The 17555-nt window shown below is 70.7% G+C and carries 14 protein-coding genes; 2 read left to right on the forward strand and 12 right to left on the reverse strand.

The features are described from left to right. Positions 1–30: 30 nt before the first annotated feature. Genes YIM_RS20135 through YIM_RS20165 form a run of 7 tightly spaced genes read right to left on the reverse strand, consistent with a single transcriptional unit; the run spans position 31 to position 10301 of the window. Positions 31–1866 (reverse strand): sialidase family protein, encoded by a 1836-nt coding sequence (locus YIM_RS20135; RefSeq protein WP_228004846.1) that lies wholly within the window; start codon positions 1864–1866, stop codon positions 31–33. Continuing rightward, the gene (locus YIM_RS20140) at positions 1863–3863 is read right to left on the reverse strand and encodes a beta-galactosidase (protein ID WP_153031825.1); all 2001 of its coding nucleotides are present in this window, start codon (positions 3861–3863) and stop codon (positions 1863–1865) included. Before YIM_RS20140 ends, YIM_RS20135 begins: the two co-directional genes overlap by 4 nt. After that, positions 3863–4792: a dihydrodipicolinate synthase family protein gene (locus YIM_RS20145; RefSeq protein ID WP_153031826.1), complete on the reverse strand. Its 930-nt coding sequence runs from the start codon at positions 4790–4792 to the stop codon at positions 3863–3865. The genes YIM_RS20140 and YIM_RS20145 overlap by 1 nt, the downstream gene beginning before the upstream one ends. Continuing rightward, complete coding sequence (locus YIM_RS20150; RefSeq protein ID WP_153031827.1) at positions 4789–5778, reverse strand: ABC transporter ATP-binding protein; 990 nt, start codon at positions 5776–5778, stop codon at positions 4789–4791. Before YIM_RS20150 ends, YIM_RS20145 begins: the two co-directional genes overlap by 4 nt. Then, positions 5775–7712: a dipeptide/oligopeptide/nickel ABC transporter permease/ATP-binding protein gene (locus tag YIM_RS20155; RefSeq protein WP_153031828.1), complete on the reverse strand. Its 1938-nt coding sequence runs from the start codon at positions 7710–7712 to the stop codon at positions 5775–5777. Before YIM_RS20155 ends, YIM_RS20150 begins: the two co-directional genes overlap by 4 nt. Then, positions 7709–8668, reverse strand: coding sequence for an ABC transporter permease (locus YIM_RS20160; protein WP_153031829.1), 960 nt, complete (start codon positions 8666–8668; stop codon positions 7709–7711). The genes YIM_RS20155 and YIM_RS20160 overlap by 4 nt, the downstream gene beginning before the upstream one ends. 16 nt (positions 8669–8684) lie before the next feature. Continuing rightward, on the reverse strand, positions 8685–10301 hold the full coding sequence (locus YIM_RS20165; RefSeq protein ID WP_153031830.1) for an ABC transporter substrate-binding protein: 1617 nt from the start codon (positions 10299–10301) through the stop codon (positions 8685–8687). Between the two features lie 167 nt (positions 10302–10468). On the opposite strand from YIM_RS20165, the gene YIM_RS20170 reads away from it, so the two are divergent. Then, positions 10469–11158: a FadR/GntR family transcriptional regulator gene (locus tag YIM_RS20170; RefSeq protein WP_153031831.1), complete on the forward strand. Its 690-nt coding sequence runs from the start codon at positions 10469–10471 to the stop codon at positions 11156–11158. Here YIM_RS20170 and YIM_RS20175 read toward each other — a convergent pair. The 4 genes from YIM_RS20175 to YIM_RS20190 form a co-directional block, all read right to left on the reverse strand. Continuing rightward, on the reverse strand, positions 11155–11442 hold the full coding sequence (locus YIM_RS20175) for a DUF1883 domain-containing protein (protein WP_228004847.1): 288 nt from the start codon (positions 11440–11442) through the stop codon (positions 11155–11157). The genes YIM_RS20170 and YIM_RS20175 overlap by 4 nt on opposite strands. 57 nt (positions 11443–11499) lie before the next feature. Further along, positions 11500–12672 (reverse strand): hypothetical protein, encoded by a 1173-nt coding sequence (locus YIM_RS20180; protein ID WP_153031832.1) that lies wholly within the window; start codon positions 12670–12672, stop codon positions 11500–11502. Between the two features lie 254 nt (positions 12673–12926). Next, the gene (locus tag YIM_RS20185) at positions 12927–14300 is read right to left on the reverse strand and encodes a PepSY domain-containing protein (protein ID WP_153031833.1); all 1374 of its coding nucleotides are present in this window, start codon (positions 14298–14300) and stop codon (positions 12927–12929) included. Between the two features lie 61 nt (positions 14301–14361). Next, the gene (locus YIM_RS20190) at positions 14362–15078 is read right to left on the reverse strand and encodes a CPBP family intramembrane glutamic endopeptidase (protein WP_153031834.1); all 717 of its coding nucleotides are present in this window, start codon (positions 15076–15078) and stop codon (positions 14362–14364) included. A 54-nt stretch (positions 15079–15132) separates the two neighbouring features. Between YIM_RS20190 and YIM_RS20195 the strand changes: the two genes are divergently transcribed. Continuing rightward, positions 15133–16023, forward strand: coding sequence for a LysR family transcriptional regulator (locus YIM_RS20195; RefSeq protein WP_153031835.1), 891 nt, complete (start codon positions 15133–15135; stop codon positions 16021–16023). Here the strand turns inward: YIM_RS20195 and YIM_RS20200 are convergent. Then, a complete protein-coding gene (locus YIM_RS20200) occupies positions 16020–17450 on the reverse strand; it encodes a HEAT repeat domain-containing protein (RefSeq protein ID WP_194240224.1) in 1431 nt (476 codons plus the stop codon). The genes YIM_RS20195 and YIM_RS20200 overlap by 4 nt on opposite strands. Positions 17451–17555: the final 105 nt, after the last annotated feature.

Genomic DNA, 17555 nt, shown 5'->3' on the forward strand with positions numbered 1-17555 from the left:
AGCCCGTCCCGCCGCTGGGCCGCCCCGCCGTCAGCGTGAGACGCGGTCCAGCGGCAGGCGCAGCACCTGGTCTTCCGGCACGGCGGCGTTTCGCTCCCGGATTCCGGTCAGCTCGTCGTCGGACAGAGAGCGCCGGTAGAAGCGGATTTCGTCCAGCGCGCCCTGCCATCGCTGCGTGTTGTCCAGCCGCTGCCCGATGATGAACTGCCACGAAACGGTCTGGTTGATCGTGCCCGCCGGCGCCGGACCCGCGGCGGCTTCGGCGCCGTCGATGGTCAGCGAGAAGCGATCCCCGGTGCGCCGCAGGGCCACGTGGCGCCACTGCTGGTCGTCGTAGGCCGACGTGGTGGTGATCGACTTCGACCCGGCCGGGGTGGTCATCGTGGCGATCAGCCTGCCCAGCCGCGGTTCGGCGCGCAGCCACAGCTGCGGCGCGGTCCCGCCCATGCCGCCCAGCCAGGTCAGCACCTGATCCGCCTTGCTCTCGCCGTAGCGGAACCAACCGGTCCAGGTGAAGTCGCCCGCACCCGGCAACTGCGCCTGGTCGTAGGGCACGCGGAGGTAACCGTCCAGGTCCAGTGCCCGCCCGAATCGGCCGTCCACAGTGGATGAACCGCCGACCGCGGTGGCGTCCGAGTGCTGCCGGGAAAGGTCCGGAGTGGACGGTCCGGCCGGGTTCTTCCAGCCGAGGTGCTCCTCGCCGAACCGAGCGAACCGGATCTCGTCGCGCGCGTCCACCGGGCCGCCCTCGTACATCAGCCCGATCTCCACCGCCCGCGACCGCGGATCGCTGACCTGCACCAGATCCGAGTACCCGGACCAGTCCGAGGTGATCCGCGTGCCCTGCTCGACGGTCTCCCAGCTCCGCCCGCCGTCGTAGGACGAGCGGATCATCATCCACCGCCGCCGGTCGGTGTCCGACGGCGACGAGAACAGCAGCCGCTCCGGCTTGCCCGGCCGTTGCAGCCGCAGCACCGAACCCTGCACGATCGGCGTCACCAGATCGGGAATGGTGGTGAACGGCGTGCTGAACGACTCGCCGCCGTCCCGGCTGATCGCGTACGAGCGGTTGCCGACGTCCTGGCCGCCCTGGTCGCGCCCGGCCGCGTAAACCGAACCGTCGGCCAGTTCGGCGACGCTGATCTCCTGCGGTTTCTGGGTGTACGCGCCGGGCACCGAATGCGGGTAGTCGGTCTGCGCACCGATCCGCCAGCTGTCACCGTGGTCGTCGCTGTAGATCAAGGCCGCGTGGTTCTCCACCGACTGGGTGCCGCGAGCGGTTTCCGCGTTCACGCCGAACACCAGCCGACCGGCGTGCGGGCCCTTCTCCAGCTGGATGCCGTGCACCGGACCGGAGGCGTACCACGCCGTCCACTCCGGACGCTTGACCTGGGCGCCGATGTCGCGCGGCACCGACCACGTCTTGCCGTCGTCGTCGCTGTGCTGCTGGTGCGGGAAGCGCGCACAGGGGATCGCGCAGCCCTTGTCGTCGTCACGGCCCGCGTTGTAGGTGCTGATCAGCACGATCCGCCCGGTCTCGCGGTCCACGATCGGCACCGGGTTGCCGTGGGTGTCCCCGTCGCCGGAGTTCACCACCTGCATCGGCGACCAGGTGCGCCCGCCGTCCTCCGACCGCTTGAGCACCAGGTCGATGTCACCGGTGTCCCCGCAGTTGTCCACCCGGCCCTCGGCGAACGCGAGCAGCGTGCCACGCGCGGTCTTCACGATCGCCGGGATGCGGAAGCAGGCGTATCCTGGGTCCTGCGACGCCTTGAACAACACCTGCTCGTCGACCGCGGGCGCCGCCGCGGCCGGTACCGCGAAACCCGCCACCAGCAGGCAGACCAGGAGCAGCGCGCGCTTCACGAGTTCCTCCTGAGTACCGCGACACCACGCGAGCCGAGCGTGACCTGGTCCAGCGCAACCGACGGATCGGTGAGCAGATCGGCGGAAGCCGACGGCAGCGGCACGATGACCTCGCCGGTGGTGTGGTTGAGCAGGATCAGGTATTCGCGGTCGGCGCCGCGCCGGACCACGGCCTGCACGCCGTCGGGCAATCCGGCCACCACCGGAGCCGCCGACGCCTCCGCGGTGATGCGGTCGAACAACGCGCGCATCGCCCCGGCGTCGGGCCGGGTCGCCAGATACCACGCCACCCCGGCACCGAACTCGTGCTTGGTGACCGCCGGGCGCCCGGCCAGCTCGCCCTCGGCGAACTCGGCCACCACTTCGGCGCCTTCGAGCTCGATCCATTCCGACCACACCGTCGCACCGGATTCGGTGCCGTCGGCGTAGCGGACGGTCGTCGTGCCACCGTCGGGCAGCGGCCAGAACTCGTCCACCCGCAGACCGAGGATGTCCCGCAGCGGCGCCGGATAACCGCCGAGATAGGCACGGTCGCAGGCGTCCACGATGCCGGAGAAGAACGACACCACCAGGTGCCCGCCGCGTTCGGTGTACCGGCGCAGGTTCGCCGCCACCGACTCGTCCATCAGGTACAGGTTCGGCACCACCACGAGCTTGTACTTGGACAGGTCGTCCGCGGGATGCCGCACGTCGCAGGTGATCCCGGCGTCGAACAGCGGCGCGTAGTGCGCCAGGTGCGTTTCGAGCTGGTCCAGGTCACCGGAGGGGTGCGAATCCAGCTCCAGGCCCCACCAGCTCTCCCAGTCGTGCAGGATCGCCACGTCCGCGTCGATCGTGGTGCCGGCCAGTTCGGACACCGTCGCCAGCTCTTGGCCGAGCGCGCTCACCTCGCGCCAGGTGCGGGTTTCGCGGCCGCCGTGCGGCACCATCGCCGAGTGGAACTTCTCCGCGCCACCGCTGGTCTGCCGCCACTGGAAGAACAGGATCGCGTCGGCGCCCCCGGCGACGGCCTGCCAGCTGCCCAGCCGCATCGCGCCGGGTGCCTTGGGGCTGTTGCGGTTGCGCCAGTTCACCGCGCTGGGCGCCTGCTCCAGCAGCATCCACGGCTTGCCGTCCTTGAGCGAGCGCACCAGGTCGTAGGCGAAGGCGGCTTCGACGTGGGAACGCGGGTCGTACGGGTCCGGGTAGGAGTCGAGGCTGACCACGTCCTCGTGCGGCACCCAGCGGTGCCAGTCCAGCGACTTCTGCACCCGGCCGACGAAGTTCGTGGTGATCGGCACGTCCGGGGTGAGCCGCCGCAGCACCTTCTGCTCGGCCAGGTAGCAGCCGAGCGAGGCGTCGGAGGAGAACCGGTGGAAGTCCAGCTGCTGCGCCGGGTTCGGGAAGGTCGGTGCCACCCGCGGCGGGAAGACCTCGGCCCAGTCGTCGTACTGCTGCGACCAGAACGTGGTGCTCCACGCCTGGTTCAGCGCGGCGATGTCGCCGTAGCGGTCGGCGAGCCAGCGCCGGAAGTCCGCCGCCGAGTTGTCGCAGTAGCAGGCGCGGATGTGGCAGCCGTACTCGTTGCCGATGTGCCACATCGAGAGTGCGGGGTGCTCGCCGTAGCGCCGGGCGACCCGCTCGGCCAGCCGTGCGGCGTAGCGGCGGAAGACCTCGCTGGACGGGCAGAACTGCTGACGCGCCCCGGCGGACAACCGCGTGCCGTCGGCCCGCACCGGCAGCACCTCCGGGTGCAGGTGGGTCAGCCACGGCGGGGGAGAGGCGGTCATCGTGGCCAGGCAGACCTCGACGCCGGCGTCACCGAGCTTGTCCATCACCGTGTCGAACCAGCCGAAGTCGTACTCGCCGGGCCGCGGTTCCACCCCGGCCCAGGAGAAGATGCCCGCGGTCACCATGGTCACCCCGGACTCGGCCATCAGCTTGATGTCCTCGTCCCAGACTTCGGCCGGCCAGTGCTCCGGGTTGTAGTCGGCGCCGTAGTGGATCTTCCCGAACATCAGACCAGCCCCGATTCGACGAGCTTCTCCTTGATCTGCAACAGTTCCTCGGCGTTGAGCGGCAGCTGGGGCGGGGCCATCACGGCGTTGTCGATGAACCCGCGCAGCTTCATCGCCGCCTTGAACGCGCCGAGCGCGGCCGAGCCGCGCCCCATCCGGCCGGTCGGGGCGATGTCGGTGATGGTGAACAGGTTCAGCAGGCGCTCCTGCACCTTCCGCGCGGCGTCCAGCTCGCCGGCGCGCACGTGCCGGTGGATGGCCACGTACCCGTCCGGGTCCACATTGGCCAGTCCGGGCACCACACCGTTCGCGCCCAGTGCCAGCGCGGTGTCCACCATCAGCTCCGAGCCGGTGAACACGGCGAACGAGTCCAGCTCGCGTTCGGCCTTGCGCAGCAACACGAACCGGAACCCGGCCTCGTCACCGCTGGAGTCCTTCAGCCCGGCGATCACCCCGTCGGCGGCCAGGCGCAGCACCATCTCGCGGTCGAGCCGGTTGTGCACGGCCATCGGGATGTCGTAGGCGAAGATCGGCAGTTCGGTGCGCTCGGCGAGCAGCCGGAAGTGCCGGTCGATCTCGGCGACGTGCGTGCGGGTGTAGTACGGCGCGGTGACCACGATCGCGTCCGCACCGGCCTTCTCCGCGTCGCGGACGTGCTCGAGCACGCGCAGGGTGGTCATGTCGATGCACCCGGCCAGCACCGGCACGCGCCCGGCGGCCTGGTCGACGGCGGTCTCGAGCACCACGCGCCGCTGCGTGTCGGGCAGGAACGGCACCTCACCCGAGGATCCGAGCACGAAGATCCCGTGCACTCCGGCGGTGATCTGGGCTTCGATGTGCCGCCGGAACGAGGCGGTGTCGACGGTCCAGTCGTCGTGCAACGGGGTGCACAGCGGCGGGATGACGCCGGCGAACTGCGTGGCGGTCATGATGGGCTCACTCCGATGGTCTCGGCGGGTGTTTCCGGGTGGATGCAGCGATAGGTCTGGCCGGGCGAACCGGTGGACAGCGGGGGCAGTTCGGCGGCGCAGGCTTCGGTGGCCTTCGGGCACCTCGTGCGGAAACCGCAGCCGCTGGGCGGTGCGGTCGCCGAGGGCACCGGGCCGCTGAGCACGATCGGCTCGACCGGGTTCAGCAGGCTCGGCGTGGCCGAGAACAACGCGCGCGTGTACGGGTGACGGGCACCGTGGGGGAGTTCGGCGGCGGGCGCCTCCTCCACCACCCGGCCCAGGTACATGGTCACGATGCGGTCGCTCATCTTGCGCACGGTCTGGATGTCATGGGAGACAAAAACCATTGCCAGGCCGAGCTTTTCGCGCAGTTCGATGAGCAGGTTCAGGATCTGCGCGCGGACCGAGACGTCCAGCGCCGAGGTCGGCTCGTCGGCCACCAGCAGCGCGGGTTCCAGCGCCAGTGCCCTGGCGATCGCCACGCGCTGGCGCTGCCCGCCGGAGAGCTGGCCGGGTACCGCGTCCGCGACGCTGTCCGGCAGGCCGACCAGCGACATCAGCTCGCGCACCCGGTCCGTACGCGCGGCGGCGGTGCCCACGCGGTGCACGTCCAGCGGATCGCGGATGATCTTGGCCACGGCCAGCCGCCGGTTCAGCGCGGTGGCCGGGTCCTGGAAGACCATGCCGACGTCGCGGCCGAACTTCGCGGCCCGGTCGGCCGCGCGCATCTCCCACAGCGAATCGCCGCGGTAGCGCACCGTGCCCGCGGTCGGCTGTTGCAGCCCGACCATCACCTTGGCCAAAGTGGACTTCCCGCAGCCGGATTCACCCACCACACCAACGGTTTCCCCGGGGTTGAGCACGAGGTTCGCGTCGGTCAGGGCGTACACCGAGGCCCGGCCGAACAGCCGGTCACCGGCGATCCGGTGCACCACGTGCACACCGTCGAGTTCGAGCAGGCTCACGACCGCGCTCCTTCCGCGATCCAGTGCACTGCGTGCACCTCATCGATCTCGGCGGGGAAGTGGCAGGCCACCTGGTGCTCGAGCGTCTGCCCGGCGGGGACCGGGGCCTCGGTGCGGCAGCGGGCGCGCGCGGCCGGGCACCGGTCGGCGAACCGGCAGCCCTGGCCGAATTCGGCCGGTGACGGCACCACGCCCTTGATCTGGGTGAGCTGCGCCTGGCTTTCCTCCAGCGACAGCACCGCGCTGAGCAGCCCGCGGGTGTAGTGGTGGCGTGGCGCGCCGACCACCCGCGCGGTGGTGCCGGTCTCGGCGACCTGGCCGCCGTACATCACCACCACCCGGTCGGCCACGTCGGAGACCAGCGCGAGGTCGTGCGAGACCAGGATCAGCGCGAACCCGAGTTCCTCCTGCAACCGCAGCAGCAACGCGATGACCTGCGCCTGCACCGTGACGTCGAGCGCGGTGGTCGGCTCGTCCGCGACGATCAGCTTGGGACTGCGCGACAACGCCATCGCGATCAGCACCCGCTGCCGCTGCCCGCCGGACAGCTCGTGCGGGTAGGCCTTCAGCGTCCGTTGTGGATCGAGGTTGACCAGTTCCAGCAGTTCCGCCGGCGTGCGGGTGCCGCCACGCCGGGTGAACTGCTTGAGCTGCGCGTGAATGGTCATCGCCGGGTTCAGCGAGCTGAGCGCGTCCTGGTAGATCATCGAGATGTCGTGCCCGAGGTGGCGCCGCCGCTCGGCCGGGCTCAGCGCGAGCAGGTCCCGCTGGGCGAACCGGATCTGCCCGGACACCTTCGCCGTGCGCGGTTGCAGGCCCATGATCGACAGTGAGGTCAGCGACTTGCCGCACCCGGATTCGCCGATCAGGCCGAGCACTTCGCCCGCCCGCACCGAGAACGAGACCCCGGCGACCACGTCGACCCCGTTGTGCCGGTCCGGGAAGGAGATCGCCAGACTGTCCACTTCGAGCACCGGCGGCTTGCCGTCGAGATCCCTCGCGGTACGGGAAAGCCGGGTGCCGACCTCACGCAGTCCCGAGATGGGCAGCACCGGTTCGGTGTTCTCCGCGGCTTCCTCGGCGGCGACCTCCTTGGCCGCCTGCCCCGCCTTGGCGCTGCGGGCCGAAGGTGCCGCCCACGCGTCGGAAATGCCCTCGGAGAGCACGTTCAGCGCGAGCACGGTGAGCAGGATCATCAGCCCCGGGAAGAGGGTCGCCCACCAGCCGCCGATCAGCACCAGGTCCTTGCCGTCGGAGATCACCGAGCCCCACGACGGATCCGGCGGCTGGATGCCCGCGCCGATGAACGACAGCGAGGCCTCGAACACGATCGCCTCGGCCACCATCACCGTGCAGAACACCAGCACCGGCGCCGCGCAGTTGACCGCGACGTGCCTGGCCAGGATGAACCGGCGTTTCGCGCCGATGATCTTCTCCGCGTCGACGTAGTCCTCGCTGTACTGCGCCAGCACGTTCGCCCGCACCACCCGCGCGATCGGCGGCATGTTCACGAAGGCGATCGCCAGGATCAGCACGCCGATGCCCTGGCCGAACACCGCGACCAGCACGGCGGCCAGCGCGATGCCGGGGAACGCCATGATCACGTCGAGGACGCGCATGATCACCGCGTCGGCGCGGCGGCCGGCGGTGGCCGCGAGCGAGCCGATCAGGGTGCCGGCGACCAGTGCGAGCGCGGTCGCGCCCAGGCCGATCGCCAGTGACCAGCGCGTACCCGCGACCAGCCGGGAGAAGATGTCCCGGCCGGACTGGTCGGTGCCGAACCAGTGCCCGCCGCTGGGCCCGCCGGCGTCGGTGCTCAGCGCGTTCGGGTCGTGCGTGGTGAACAGGTCGCCGAAGAGCGCGACGAGCACCAGCGCGCCCAGCACCCCGGCGGCGATCCACGAAGCGGCTCCCAGCCGCCGCGCGCCGTTCACGCGTGGCTCCGCAGGCGCGGGTTCGCCAGCAGGTACAGCAGGTCGACGATCAGGTTCACCAGCACGAAACCGATCGCGATGGTGATCACGAAGCCCTGCACCTTGGCGGTGTCGCCGTCCTTGACGGCCTGGATCATGTTCTGCCCCATTCCCGGCAGCGCGAACATCGTCTCGATCACCACGGCGCCGCCGAGCAGGTAACCGACCCGGAGGCCGAGCACGGTGAGCGGGTTGACCAGCGCGTTGCGCAGCACGTTGCGCCCGATCACGACAACCGGCGGCAGCCCGCCGCCGCGCGCGGTCCGGACGTAGTCGCGGTCCAGTTCCTCCACCATCGAGGTGCGGATGATGCGGGTCAGCTGCGCCGCCACCGGCATGGCCAGCGCGATCGCGGGCAGCGCCATCGAGTTCAGCCAGCCGCCGAACGAGTCGTTCATGCTGACGTAGCCGCTGGTCGGGAACAGCCCCTCGCCGACGGCCAGCCACTGCACCAGCAGCAGCGCGACCCAGAACGCCGGTGCGGCCACCCCGGCCAGGGTGACCAGCCGGATCAGCTGGTCCGGCCAGCGGTCCCGGAACAACGCCGAGGTGATCCCGAGCAGCAGTGCCAGCACCACCGCGATGACCAGGCCCATCAGGGTCAGCTGCACGGTCAGCGGCAGCGCGGTGGTGATGGTCTCGCCGACCGGCTGCTTGGTGATCACGCTGGTGCCGAAGTCACCCTGGATCAGCTGCCAGACGAAGTGCACGTACTGCAGCGGCAGCGGGTCGTTGAGCCCGTTGGCCTCCCGGAACGCTTCGAGCTGTTCCTGGCTGACGTTGGCGCCCTCGAACGCGGCCAGCGCCGGGTCGGTGGGGGAGAAGCGCATCACGATGAAGACAAAGAGGATGACGCCGAGCAGCAGTGGCACCAGGGCCAGCACCCGCCCGGCGAGCATCCGCACGATGACGACCACGAAACGTTCTCCCGGCTCAGACCGGCTTGGCCTGGTTGAGGTAGATGCCCGGATACCCCTGCGCGCGCACGCCGCTGATCGCCTTGGCGTCCCAGGCGGTGCCGAGCTGGGTGAACACCACCGGGTAGATGACCGCGTGCTCGGAGATCAGGTCGAGCACCTGCTTGGTCAGCGCGGCGCGCTTGCCCGCGTCGACCTCGGCGGCGGCCTGGTTCTGCAGGGCCAGCAACGCCTGCGCGTCCGCGCCGGTCCATTTCGCGTAGGTCTTCATCAGCAGGGACTTCTCGTCGTAGTAGTAGCGGATGAGCAGGTCCGGGTCGTTGCCGAACTGCTGCGGGTTGTTCGTGGTCGCGACCACCTGGAAGTCGGTGCCCGCGTCGAGCTTGCTGAACAGCGCCTTGGTGTCCTGGGAGTCCAAAGTGGTCCGAACGCCGATGGCGTCCCAGCCCTCCTTGATCACCTTCACGCAGTCGGCCACCAGTGAGGTGTTCGAAGTGGACAGTGAGATGCCGAGATCGCCGACCCCGGCCTGTGCCAGCAGTTCCCTGGCCTTCTGCGGGTTGTAGGCGAAGTCGTGCGCGGCGGGCTGCGACGAGGGCAGCGCCGGGTTGATGAACGAGGTGGCCGGGGTCCCCGCGCCCTTGAGGCCGATCTCGACCATCTTCCTGCCGTCGATCGCGTAGTGCAGCGCCTGGCGCACCAGCTTGTTGTCGAACGGCGGGTGCGCGGTGTTGAACAGCAGGAACAGGTTGTTGCCGCCGTCGGCGAATTCGACCGTGCGCCCGGCGGCACGCAGCTGCTCGGTGTTCGCGGCCGGGATGTTCTCCACGATCTGCGCGTCCGGGTTCGCGCCGGAGATGGCGGCGACGCGGGGCGCGGCGTCCACGATCGACTTCCAGAGCATCTTCTCATACGCCGCCGGCCGCGGGCCGTTGTACTCGGCGAACTTCTCGAACGCGGTGTGGCTCAGCGGGGCCTGCTCGGTGACCTTGTACGGGCCGGAGCCGACCACCTTGCCGCCGGCCGCGTCGGCCCACTTTCCCTCGAACACGTGCTTCGGCACGATCTTGCAGGTCTGGATGCGGTCGAGCGCGTAGGGGAAGGGGAACTTCAGCACGAACTCGACCTCGCGCTCACCGGACTTGCGGACCTCGGCCAGCCAGTGCGCGAAGAAGGCGTGCACCAGCACGTTCTCCTTCGGGTCGAGCGCGCGGGCGTAGGTGAACACCACGTCGTCGGCGGTCACGGGCTGCCCGTCGTGCCACTTGGCGCCGTCGCGGAGTTCGAACTTCAGCGTGGTGGCATTGAGGTCGGCGGGCAGGGCCTTGGCCAGCGCGGGGAAGGGCTCGCGGGTGATCGGGTCGCCCTCGACCAGCGATTCGTAGCAGTGCAGGTTGGCCGCCATGGAGAAGGCGGAGGCGGTCTGCAGCGGGTCCCACGACTGGTTGTTGCCGTAGCCGAGCACCGCGGTGATGGTGCCGGTCGAGCTGCCGGTCTTGTTCGTCGAGGCCGGACCGCCGCCGCAGGCGGCCAGCGTGGAGGTGAACGCCACGGCGCCGCCCGCCAGTGCGGAGTAGCGAAGCAGGTCGCGCCGGCTGAACCGGCGCGCGGATCCGATCGGGCTGTGGGGCATGAGAACTCCCGGCTGTGTGGCACCAACGGCGATGGTGGTCATCGGACGTGGGATGTCCGACGTGGGTCGAACTGTAGGAGGCCGCGCTCTTCCCGGTCAAGGGGTCTTATGACGTACGATGTCCGACGCAACCGGCCGGTGACCGAACGTATCCGAGGAGAACTGTCGTGGCGCGTCCCCAACGCGGTGCCGAGATCACCCGGCAGATCATCGATCTGATCGTCGAACGCGAGCTGCCGCCCGGGGCGCCGATGCCCACCGAGCTGAGCCTGATGGACGATCTCGGGGTCAGCCGCACCTCGGTCCGCGAGGCGATCAAGGCGCTGCAGGCGCTGGGCATCGTGGAGGTGCGGCACGGGCACGGCACCTTCGTCGGCTCCGGCGGGCCGGAGGCGCTGCAGACCTGGCTGATGTTCCGCACCCGTACCCGTGGTGACGTCGGCAGGCTGCGTGACCTGCTGGAACTGCGGGAGATGATCGAGACCGAGCTGACCCGCCGGGTCGCCACGCGGCACCGGCCCGAGCTGATCGGCGAGCTGGAGGCGTGCGTGGCGCGGATGCGCCGCAAGGGCCCGGACGGCGCGGCGGCCGACCGGGAGTTCCACGACCTGCTCGGGGCCGAGGCGGGCTTCGCGCTCGCGCGCGAGCTGACCGCCCTGTTCTGGGACGTCTACCGCGCCACGGAACCCGAGGTAGGCGGCCCGGTCTCCTCCCCGGCGAGCACCGCGAAACGGCACCAGCGCATCGTCGACGCACTGGCCGCCGGGGACCCGGACGCCGCCGTCGAAGCCATGCACCGCCATTTCGACGAAGTCCGGAAACGAGCGAAGGCCGCTCCTTACGGCGCACCCGCCTAGTTCGTGCGGGTGTCGGTCAGTTTGCCGATGGTGACCTGGGGGTGCAGGGGGTGTGGTTCAAGCCCGTCCACGTCCAGTACCAGGTACCAGTGGGCGGTGGTGGGCACGGAGATCTTGAACAGCGGGGCCGTGGCCACGCCGCCGTGCATCCGGTAGAACTGCTTGCGCCGATAGGCCGCGAAGTTGACCTCGGTCAGCAGGCGGACGTTGGCCATCGCGTTGAGCCGGACGGTGACCACGGTTTCCCGCTGCACCATGCCCAGGTCGAAAGTCTTGGTGTACAAGGTTTCCTCGATTCACCGCATGGGAAAGTTCGCTGGCTGGCGAAACGCGGTGAACCTTCAGTCCGGGCGGCTGCCCGGCTTGATCGAACGCCACAGCGGCACGTCGTCCCCCTGACGGGCGACGGCGTAACCGGTGGTCAGCGGAACGCTCACCGGTGCGTGCCCGGCCGGCGTGACGTGCGGTGTCACGGCGGTGGCGCTCCCCGGTGAGAGGAACGGGACGTAGGGGACCGGCGGAAGTTCCCGCGGCGCGGGTGATTCCGGGGCCTCCGGAGTTCCCTGGGCGGCGGACGGATGCGCCGGAATGACGGTGGGCTGTTCGTCATGCGTCACGGTGGTCAACGCCGGTCCTAGGCGGACAACGGTGACGCTCGACCCCGCCTCGGCGACGGATGGCTGCGGGGAGACGGCGGGCGCCGTGACCGCCGGTGCCTTCGCGATCGTCCGCACAGTGCCCACCGACGAGCCCTTCGGCTTGGTCGGCGAAGGCAGGAGCGGTGACTCGGTCGCTTCCGCCAGCGGCACCAGTACGGGTTCGACGGCTTTGCCCAGCCCGCGGCTGAGCACCGCGACGCTGCCGGTCACCAGTGACAGCGGTGCTTCGACGAGGTCGAGCACGGGCGCCAGGAGCTGAACCACTCCGGCCACTGGTTGAACCACTGTGGACACCGCGTGGTCGACCTGGTCGAGCAGCGGCTTGACGGGCTTGAGCACGTTGGCGACGGGTCGCTCCACCAGATGCAGCAACGGAGCGGTCGCCTTGACCAGATCGGCCACCGGTTCACCCGCCCGCGCCAGGGTTTTCTCGGTTTGGCCGAGCAGCGGGGCGGCGGGTTCGACCACCTGGGTGATCGGTTTCTTCACCTGGTGCACCACCGGGTCCACCACATCGGTGACGGGCTTGAGCACCTGGGTGACGGGTTTTTCGGCTTCGTCAGGCGAAAATCCGGGGGCGGGGTTGGCGGCCGGGCTCTTCTTCTTGTGGGGAACGGGTTTTTCGGCTCGGTCCGCTCCGGGTTCGCGAGCGACCGGCTTTTCCGCCTTGCCCAGCAAAGGTTCAACGATGTGGGTGACCGGGTCCAGTAAGGAGTCGACCGGGTTCTCCGGCGGCGCCGCGTCGGCGGAAGAGCTGAACAGGCAGGAAACCGCGAACATCGCCAGCAGCAGTCCGGCCAGCCAGAGCAGGGCGCGCAGCCAGCGCCGCTGCGCCGTGCCGCCCGCGACCGCCACTGCTCACCCACCTCTCCGGTAACGCTCCCAGGTACCCCCTTTCCGATTATTCACTCCTGGACCCGTTATCGGAGCACCCGAACGGCCCAGCCTGCGGGAGGTTTGGCGTCCGCCAGTCCGGGGGTACGCCGTCTGCCATGTGGTTCGCGGTGGGCACCCCGGCAGTCGTGATGATCTTCGCCCTGCTGCTCGAACGGTACGAGCGCAGATGCTCGGCCGGCGCGCCCGCGAACCGCGAACGCGCCGACTGAGCCCTACCGCGGGCGCGTCTTCGCGCGCAGTCCCAGCAGCGCGTCCACCAGCAGGAAACCCAGCAGGGTCACGCCGAACACGGGCAGGAACCACGCCGCGAGCGCGCCCGCCACGACGAGCGCCACGAGCCCGGCCGGTGGCATCGACCGCCAGCCGCCGCGGGCGAACGGCTTGCCCATGCCGAAGCCCTCGCGGGTCGGCCTGCGGTGCCACCACATCCGGTAGCCCCAGACCACCGTGGTGATCAGCGCCAGGCACACCACCGCGAGCACGATCTGGTTCGGCAGGCCGAACAACAGGCCCATGTGCGCGTCGATGCCCCAGCGGGCGAGCTTCGCGCCGAGCGGGTAGTCGTCGAACCGCAGCGTCTCCAGCACCTGCGCGCTCGCCGGGTCGATGGCGACGGTGTCCTGCTTCTCCGGCCAGCTGGTCTTGATCTGCTTGACCAGGTACACCTCGCCCTCACCGGCGGGCAGGGTGAGCTCGACCGGGCCGTCGAGGCCGTGGCCGCGGGCCGCGTCGAGCACCCGGTCCGGCCCGGCGTCGGCGATCGGGGCCGAGTGGTGCCCGCTGTGCCCGGCGTGGGCGCCGTGCTCGGCGTGCTCGGACAGGCTGGTGGCCAGCGTCGGTGTCTCCCACGAGAGCGCCGTGCGGAGGTCGGTGATGCTTTCGCCGGCGTACTGCGACCAGGTCAGCCCGGTCACCGACAGGAACAGCAGCACGATCGCCACCCACGAACCGGTCGCGGCGTGCCAGGCGACCAGCTTGCGCCTGCCCTTCGCGCGCCGGTCGGCCACACGGTGCTGCCGCCGCTTCGACCACCACAGCACCAGCCCGCCGAGCACCACCACCCACAGCCAGCTCGCCGCCATCTCGCTGTACAGCCGGCCGAAGTCGCCGAGGTGCAGGCTGCGGTGCAACTGGTCGATCCAGGTGCGCACCGGGGTGGCCTGGCTGGAGCCGTAGGTCTCCAGCACCCCGCGCACCTGGCCGGAGTACGGGTCGACGTAGGCGGTCAGCCAGTGGCTGGCCTCCAGGTCGGGGCGGCTGAAGATGACCTGGGTGGTGTCGGTGGCCTCGCGGCCGGGGCGCACCCGCACCACGGTCCCGTCCGGCACGGCCTGCCGCGCGGCGGTCAGCTGGGACTCCAGCGGCTGCGCGGACGAACCGGCGGGCACGTGCAGCTCGTGGTCGTAGACGACCTGCTCCAGCTGCGGGGTGAAGATGTAGAGCAGGCCGGTCAGCGCGGCGACCAGCAGGAACGGGCCGACGAACACACCGGCGTAGAAGTGCAGGCGCAGCAGCAGCGGACGCGCCGAGCGGCGCCGCGCTCTGGCCGCCTCCGGGTCGGTTTCAACGAACTCGTCAGTGGTCACGTCGCTAAAGTCGGCGGCCCGGTGCCGGAAGTTCCCGGCAATCAGGTCAGCGGTCGGCAGGTCAGCGATTGGCGAGCAGCCACCAGGCGGCGGCCAGGCCGCCGCAGTTGGTCGCGGTGTGCACCGCCATCGGGGCGAGCAGGCTGCGCCCGGTGTGCCGCCACCAGTGCAGGAACACCCCGGCCCCGGCGGCGGCGAGCATCGCCAGGACGGAGACCACCCAGAGCGGCAGGCCGCCGAAGGTGCCCGCCACCGCGGCGTTCTGGACCAGGGCGAGCGAGGGCAGCAGGTGCCAGAGGCCGAACAACGCGGCCGCGCCGAGCACCGGACCCCAGCGCCAGCGCTGGCCGCCGCCGAGCAGCGCGGGCAGGACCCCGCGGAAGGCGACTTCCTCGACCAGCACGGTGCCGAGCGGGATGCGGATGAGCGTCTGCCAGAGCACCTCGGTCAGATCGGGCGAGCCGACGCGGCCGTCGTCGAACAGCGGGCGGAGCGCGGGCACCGCCAGCGCGACGGCGAAGGTCAGCAGGACCAGGCCCATCCCGATCAGCCCGACCACCGCGCCACGGCCCAGCTGGTGCCTGCCCAGTCCCATCGCGGGCGAGGGCACACCGGACGAGCGGGCGAGCACGACCAGCAGGACCGCGGTGACCGTGCCGCACACCGGGTACGCCCAGCCCGGCAGCACCCGATTGGCGAGAAAGGTGGCGGTGGCGAGCAACAGCACAGCCCCGGTGACGGCGAAAACGCGAACATCACCGCCCGTGCGCACACTCATGCTTCGACATTAATTCGACCACTGGCCCTACGCCGGGTTGACTAGCCTTCGGGCATGGAAGCGCACCTGCGGGATCTCCGGTACTTCACCGCGGTGGCCGAGGAGCTGAGCTTCACCAAGGCGGCCACCGAGCGGCTCTACATCTCGCAGCCCGCGCTGAGCAAGCAGGTCCGCCAGCTGGAGAACCTCCTGCGCGTCACCCTGTTCGACCGCGACCACCAGCGCGTCACGCTGACCGCCGCGGGGGAGGCGTTGCTGCCGCGCGCGAAGCAGCTGCTCCAGCTCTGGGACGACACGCGCCGCGAGGTGAGCGAAGCGGCAGCGGCCAGGGAGGCCACGCTGACCGTCGGCTTCCAGACGCGCATCGGGCGCGGACTGATGCCGCGCGTCACCGCCGAGCTGGCGGAGCGGTTGCCCGGCTGGCGGCTGCTGTTCCGCCAGATCGCCTGGCGTGACGCGACCGCGGGCCTCGGCCGCGCCGAGGTCGACGTGGCGGTGGCGTGGCTGCCGGTGCCCGAAAGCGGCGACCTGGCCTGGCGCGTGGTGGCGACCGAGGATCGCTGGGTGGCGCTGCCCGCCGGGCACCGGCTCGCCGGACTGGCCGAGGTGCCGTTCGCCGAGCTGGCCGACGAGCCGTTCATCGCGCTGCCCGCCGCCGCGGGTGCGCTGCGCCGGTTCTGGCTGGCCGCCGACGAACGCGAGACGCCGCCCACGGTGGTCACCGAGGCCGAAACCGCCGAGGAGACCTTCGAAGCGGTCGCCTCCGGGCTGGGTGTGGTGCTGCTGTCGGCGGGCAACGCCGAGCTGTACCGGCGTGAGGACGTGGTCGTGCGGCCGGTCACCGGCCTGACCCCGGCCGAGTTGGCGGTGGTGTGGCGCTCCGACGACGACCGCCGCGCCATCCGCGTTTTTGTCGACGCCTTCTTCCACTGCCTGACCAGCTAACCCGTGATGCGCCGGTGTGCTTCGGCGGCTGCCTCGCGCGCCTCTCCTGGTTCCTCGGTTTCGGCCATCAGCGCGCGCAGCACCGGCAGCGCCTCGACGGCGACCGGGCCGAGCCGACCCAGCCACGCGCACGCGGTCGTATCCGCGCGCTTGCCGAAGTTGCCGTTGTGCGGCCCCGGCAGGCCGGTGCGCACCGGGTGGCCGGTGATCTCGGCGATCAGCACCGGGACCAGCCACTCCCTCTCACCGGTCTCCAGCAGCGCGAACTGCGCGTGCTGCCGGACCCGCAGCGAAGGGCAGGTCGCCAGCACGCGCAGCCGGTCGCGCAATCCGGTACCGATCCGGCGGCGCAAGGAAAGCTTGTGACAGATCCGGATCAGGGCTGCCTCGCAGGCGGGATCTTCGAACAAACCTGAGGTGAGGCGCCCGAGCAACGCGACCACTTCGGGGCGTTCGAGCAGGCCACCCCAGTTCGCCGTGACCTCGATCAGCGCCGCCGCGCGTTCCGGCGGCAGCGGCCGGGCGAGTTGCGCCAGTACGTCCGGCACGAGATCGGCGCCGAGCCCCGCGACCACGCGCAGCCGGTGGTCCGGCGGTTCCTGGAGCAGTTCGCGCAACCGCGGCAATGCGCGCGGATCGTCCGCCCTGGTCAGCACGTCGAGCGCGGCGTCGCCCAGATCCGGATCCGGCAGCAGGACCGCGGCCGCGTCCAGGTGACCGTCGAACTTCCAGCGTCCGAGCCGGTGCACGGCCGCGCGCCGGATCTCGACGTCGGGATGGTCCAGCAAGGCCAGGCCGTACGGCTCGACCAGGACGGGATCTCCGCGGCGCAGCGCCGAATCCGCCAGCACGGGAGCGTGGTCCCCGGCGAGAGCGAGCAACCACGGCACGTGCAGCTCCGGCGCCCGGTCCAGCAGGTCGTCGACCGCCCGCACCGGGGTGTCCCAGCCGGGTTCGGCCCACGGCAGCTCGGCCAGCACCCGCCCCGGCCGCCCGGTGCAGGCTTCGAGCGCGCCGAGCATGTCCGGGTGCGGGTTCGAGCCGAGCAGCGCGCCGAACGCGGAACCGAACCGCGCCGGCTCGTCGCCCTCCGGTGACCAGCCTTCGTGCGTGCCGAGCACGATGTGCAGCCCGAGGCGCGTCGCCTCGTCCGCCGGGACGACCGCCCGGACCGCGTCGGCGACGCCGGATTCGTAGCAGTAGCAGAGCACACAGGTGGTGACCCGCCGGACGGCCGCGTTCTCGTGCGACAGCGCCGCGATCAACCGGGCCGCCCCGGCTTCGGCGGCCGCGTCGACGCGCGTCGCCCACCATTCCTCCGCCGGGCCGTGCGCTTCGATGCCGAGGAACTCCAGCAGTTCGTCCAGCGCTTCGTCGCTCACCGGGCCCGGTGCGTCGAGGAACGAGTCGAAGTCCTTCACCACCATCGGCCAGACGCTCACACGGCAGGATACCGGTCATCCTCGGGCGATCCGGGGTACCGTGCTCCAGAATCCGGCCAGTTGATCGCCGTTCGTCGGTAGTCAACGGAA

This window comes from Amycolatopsis sp. YIM 10 (assembly GCF_009429145.1).
GTDB lineage: Bacteria > Actinomycetota > Actinomycetes > Mycobacteriales > Pseudonocardiaceae > Amycolatopsis.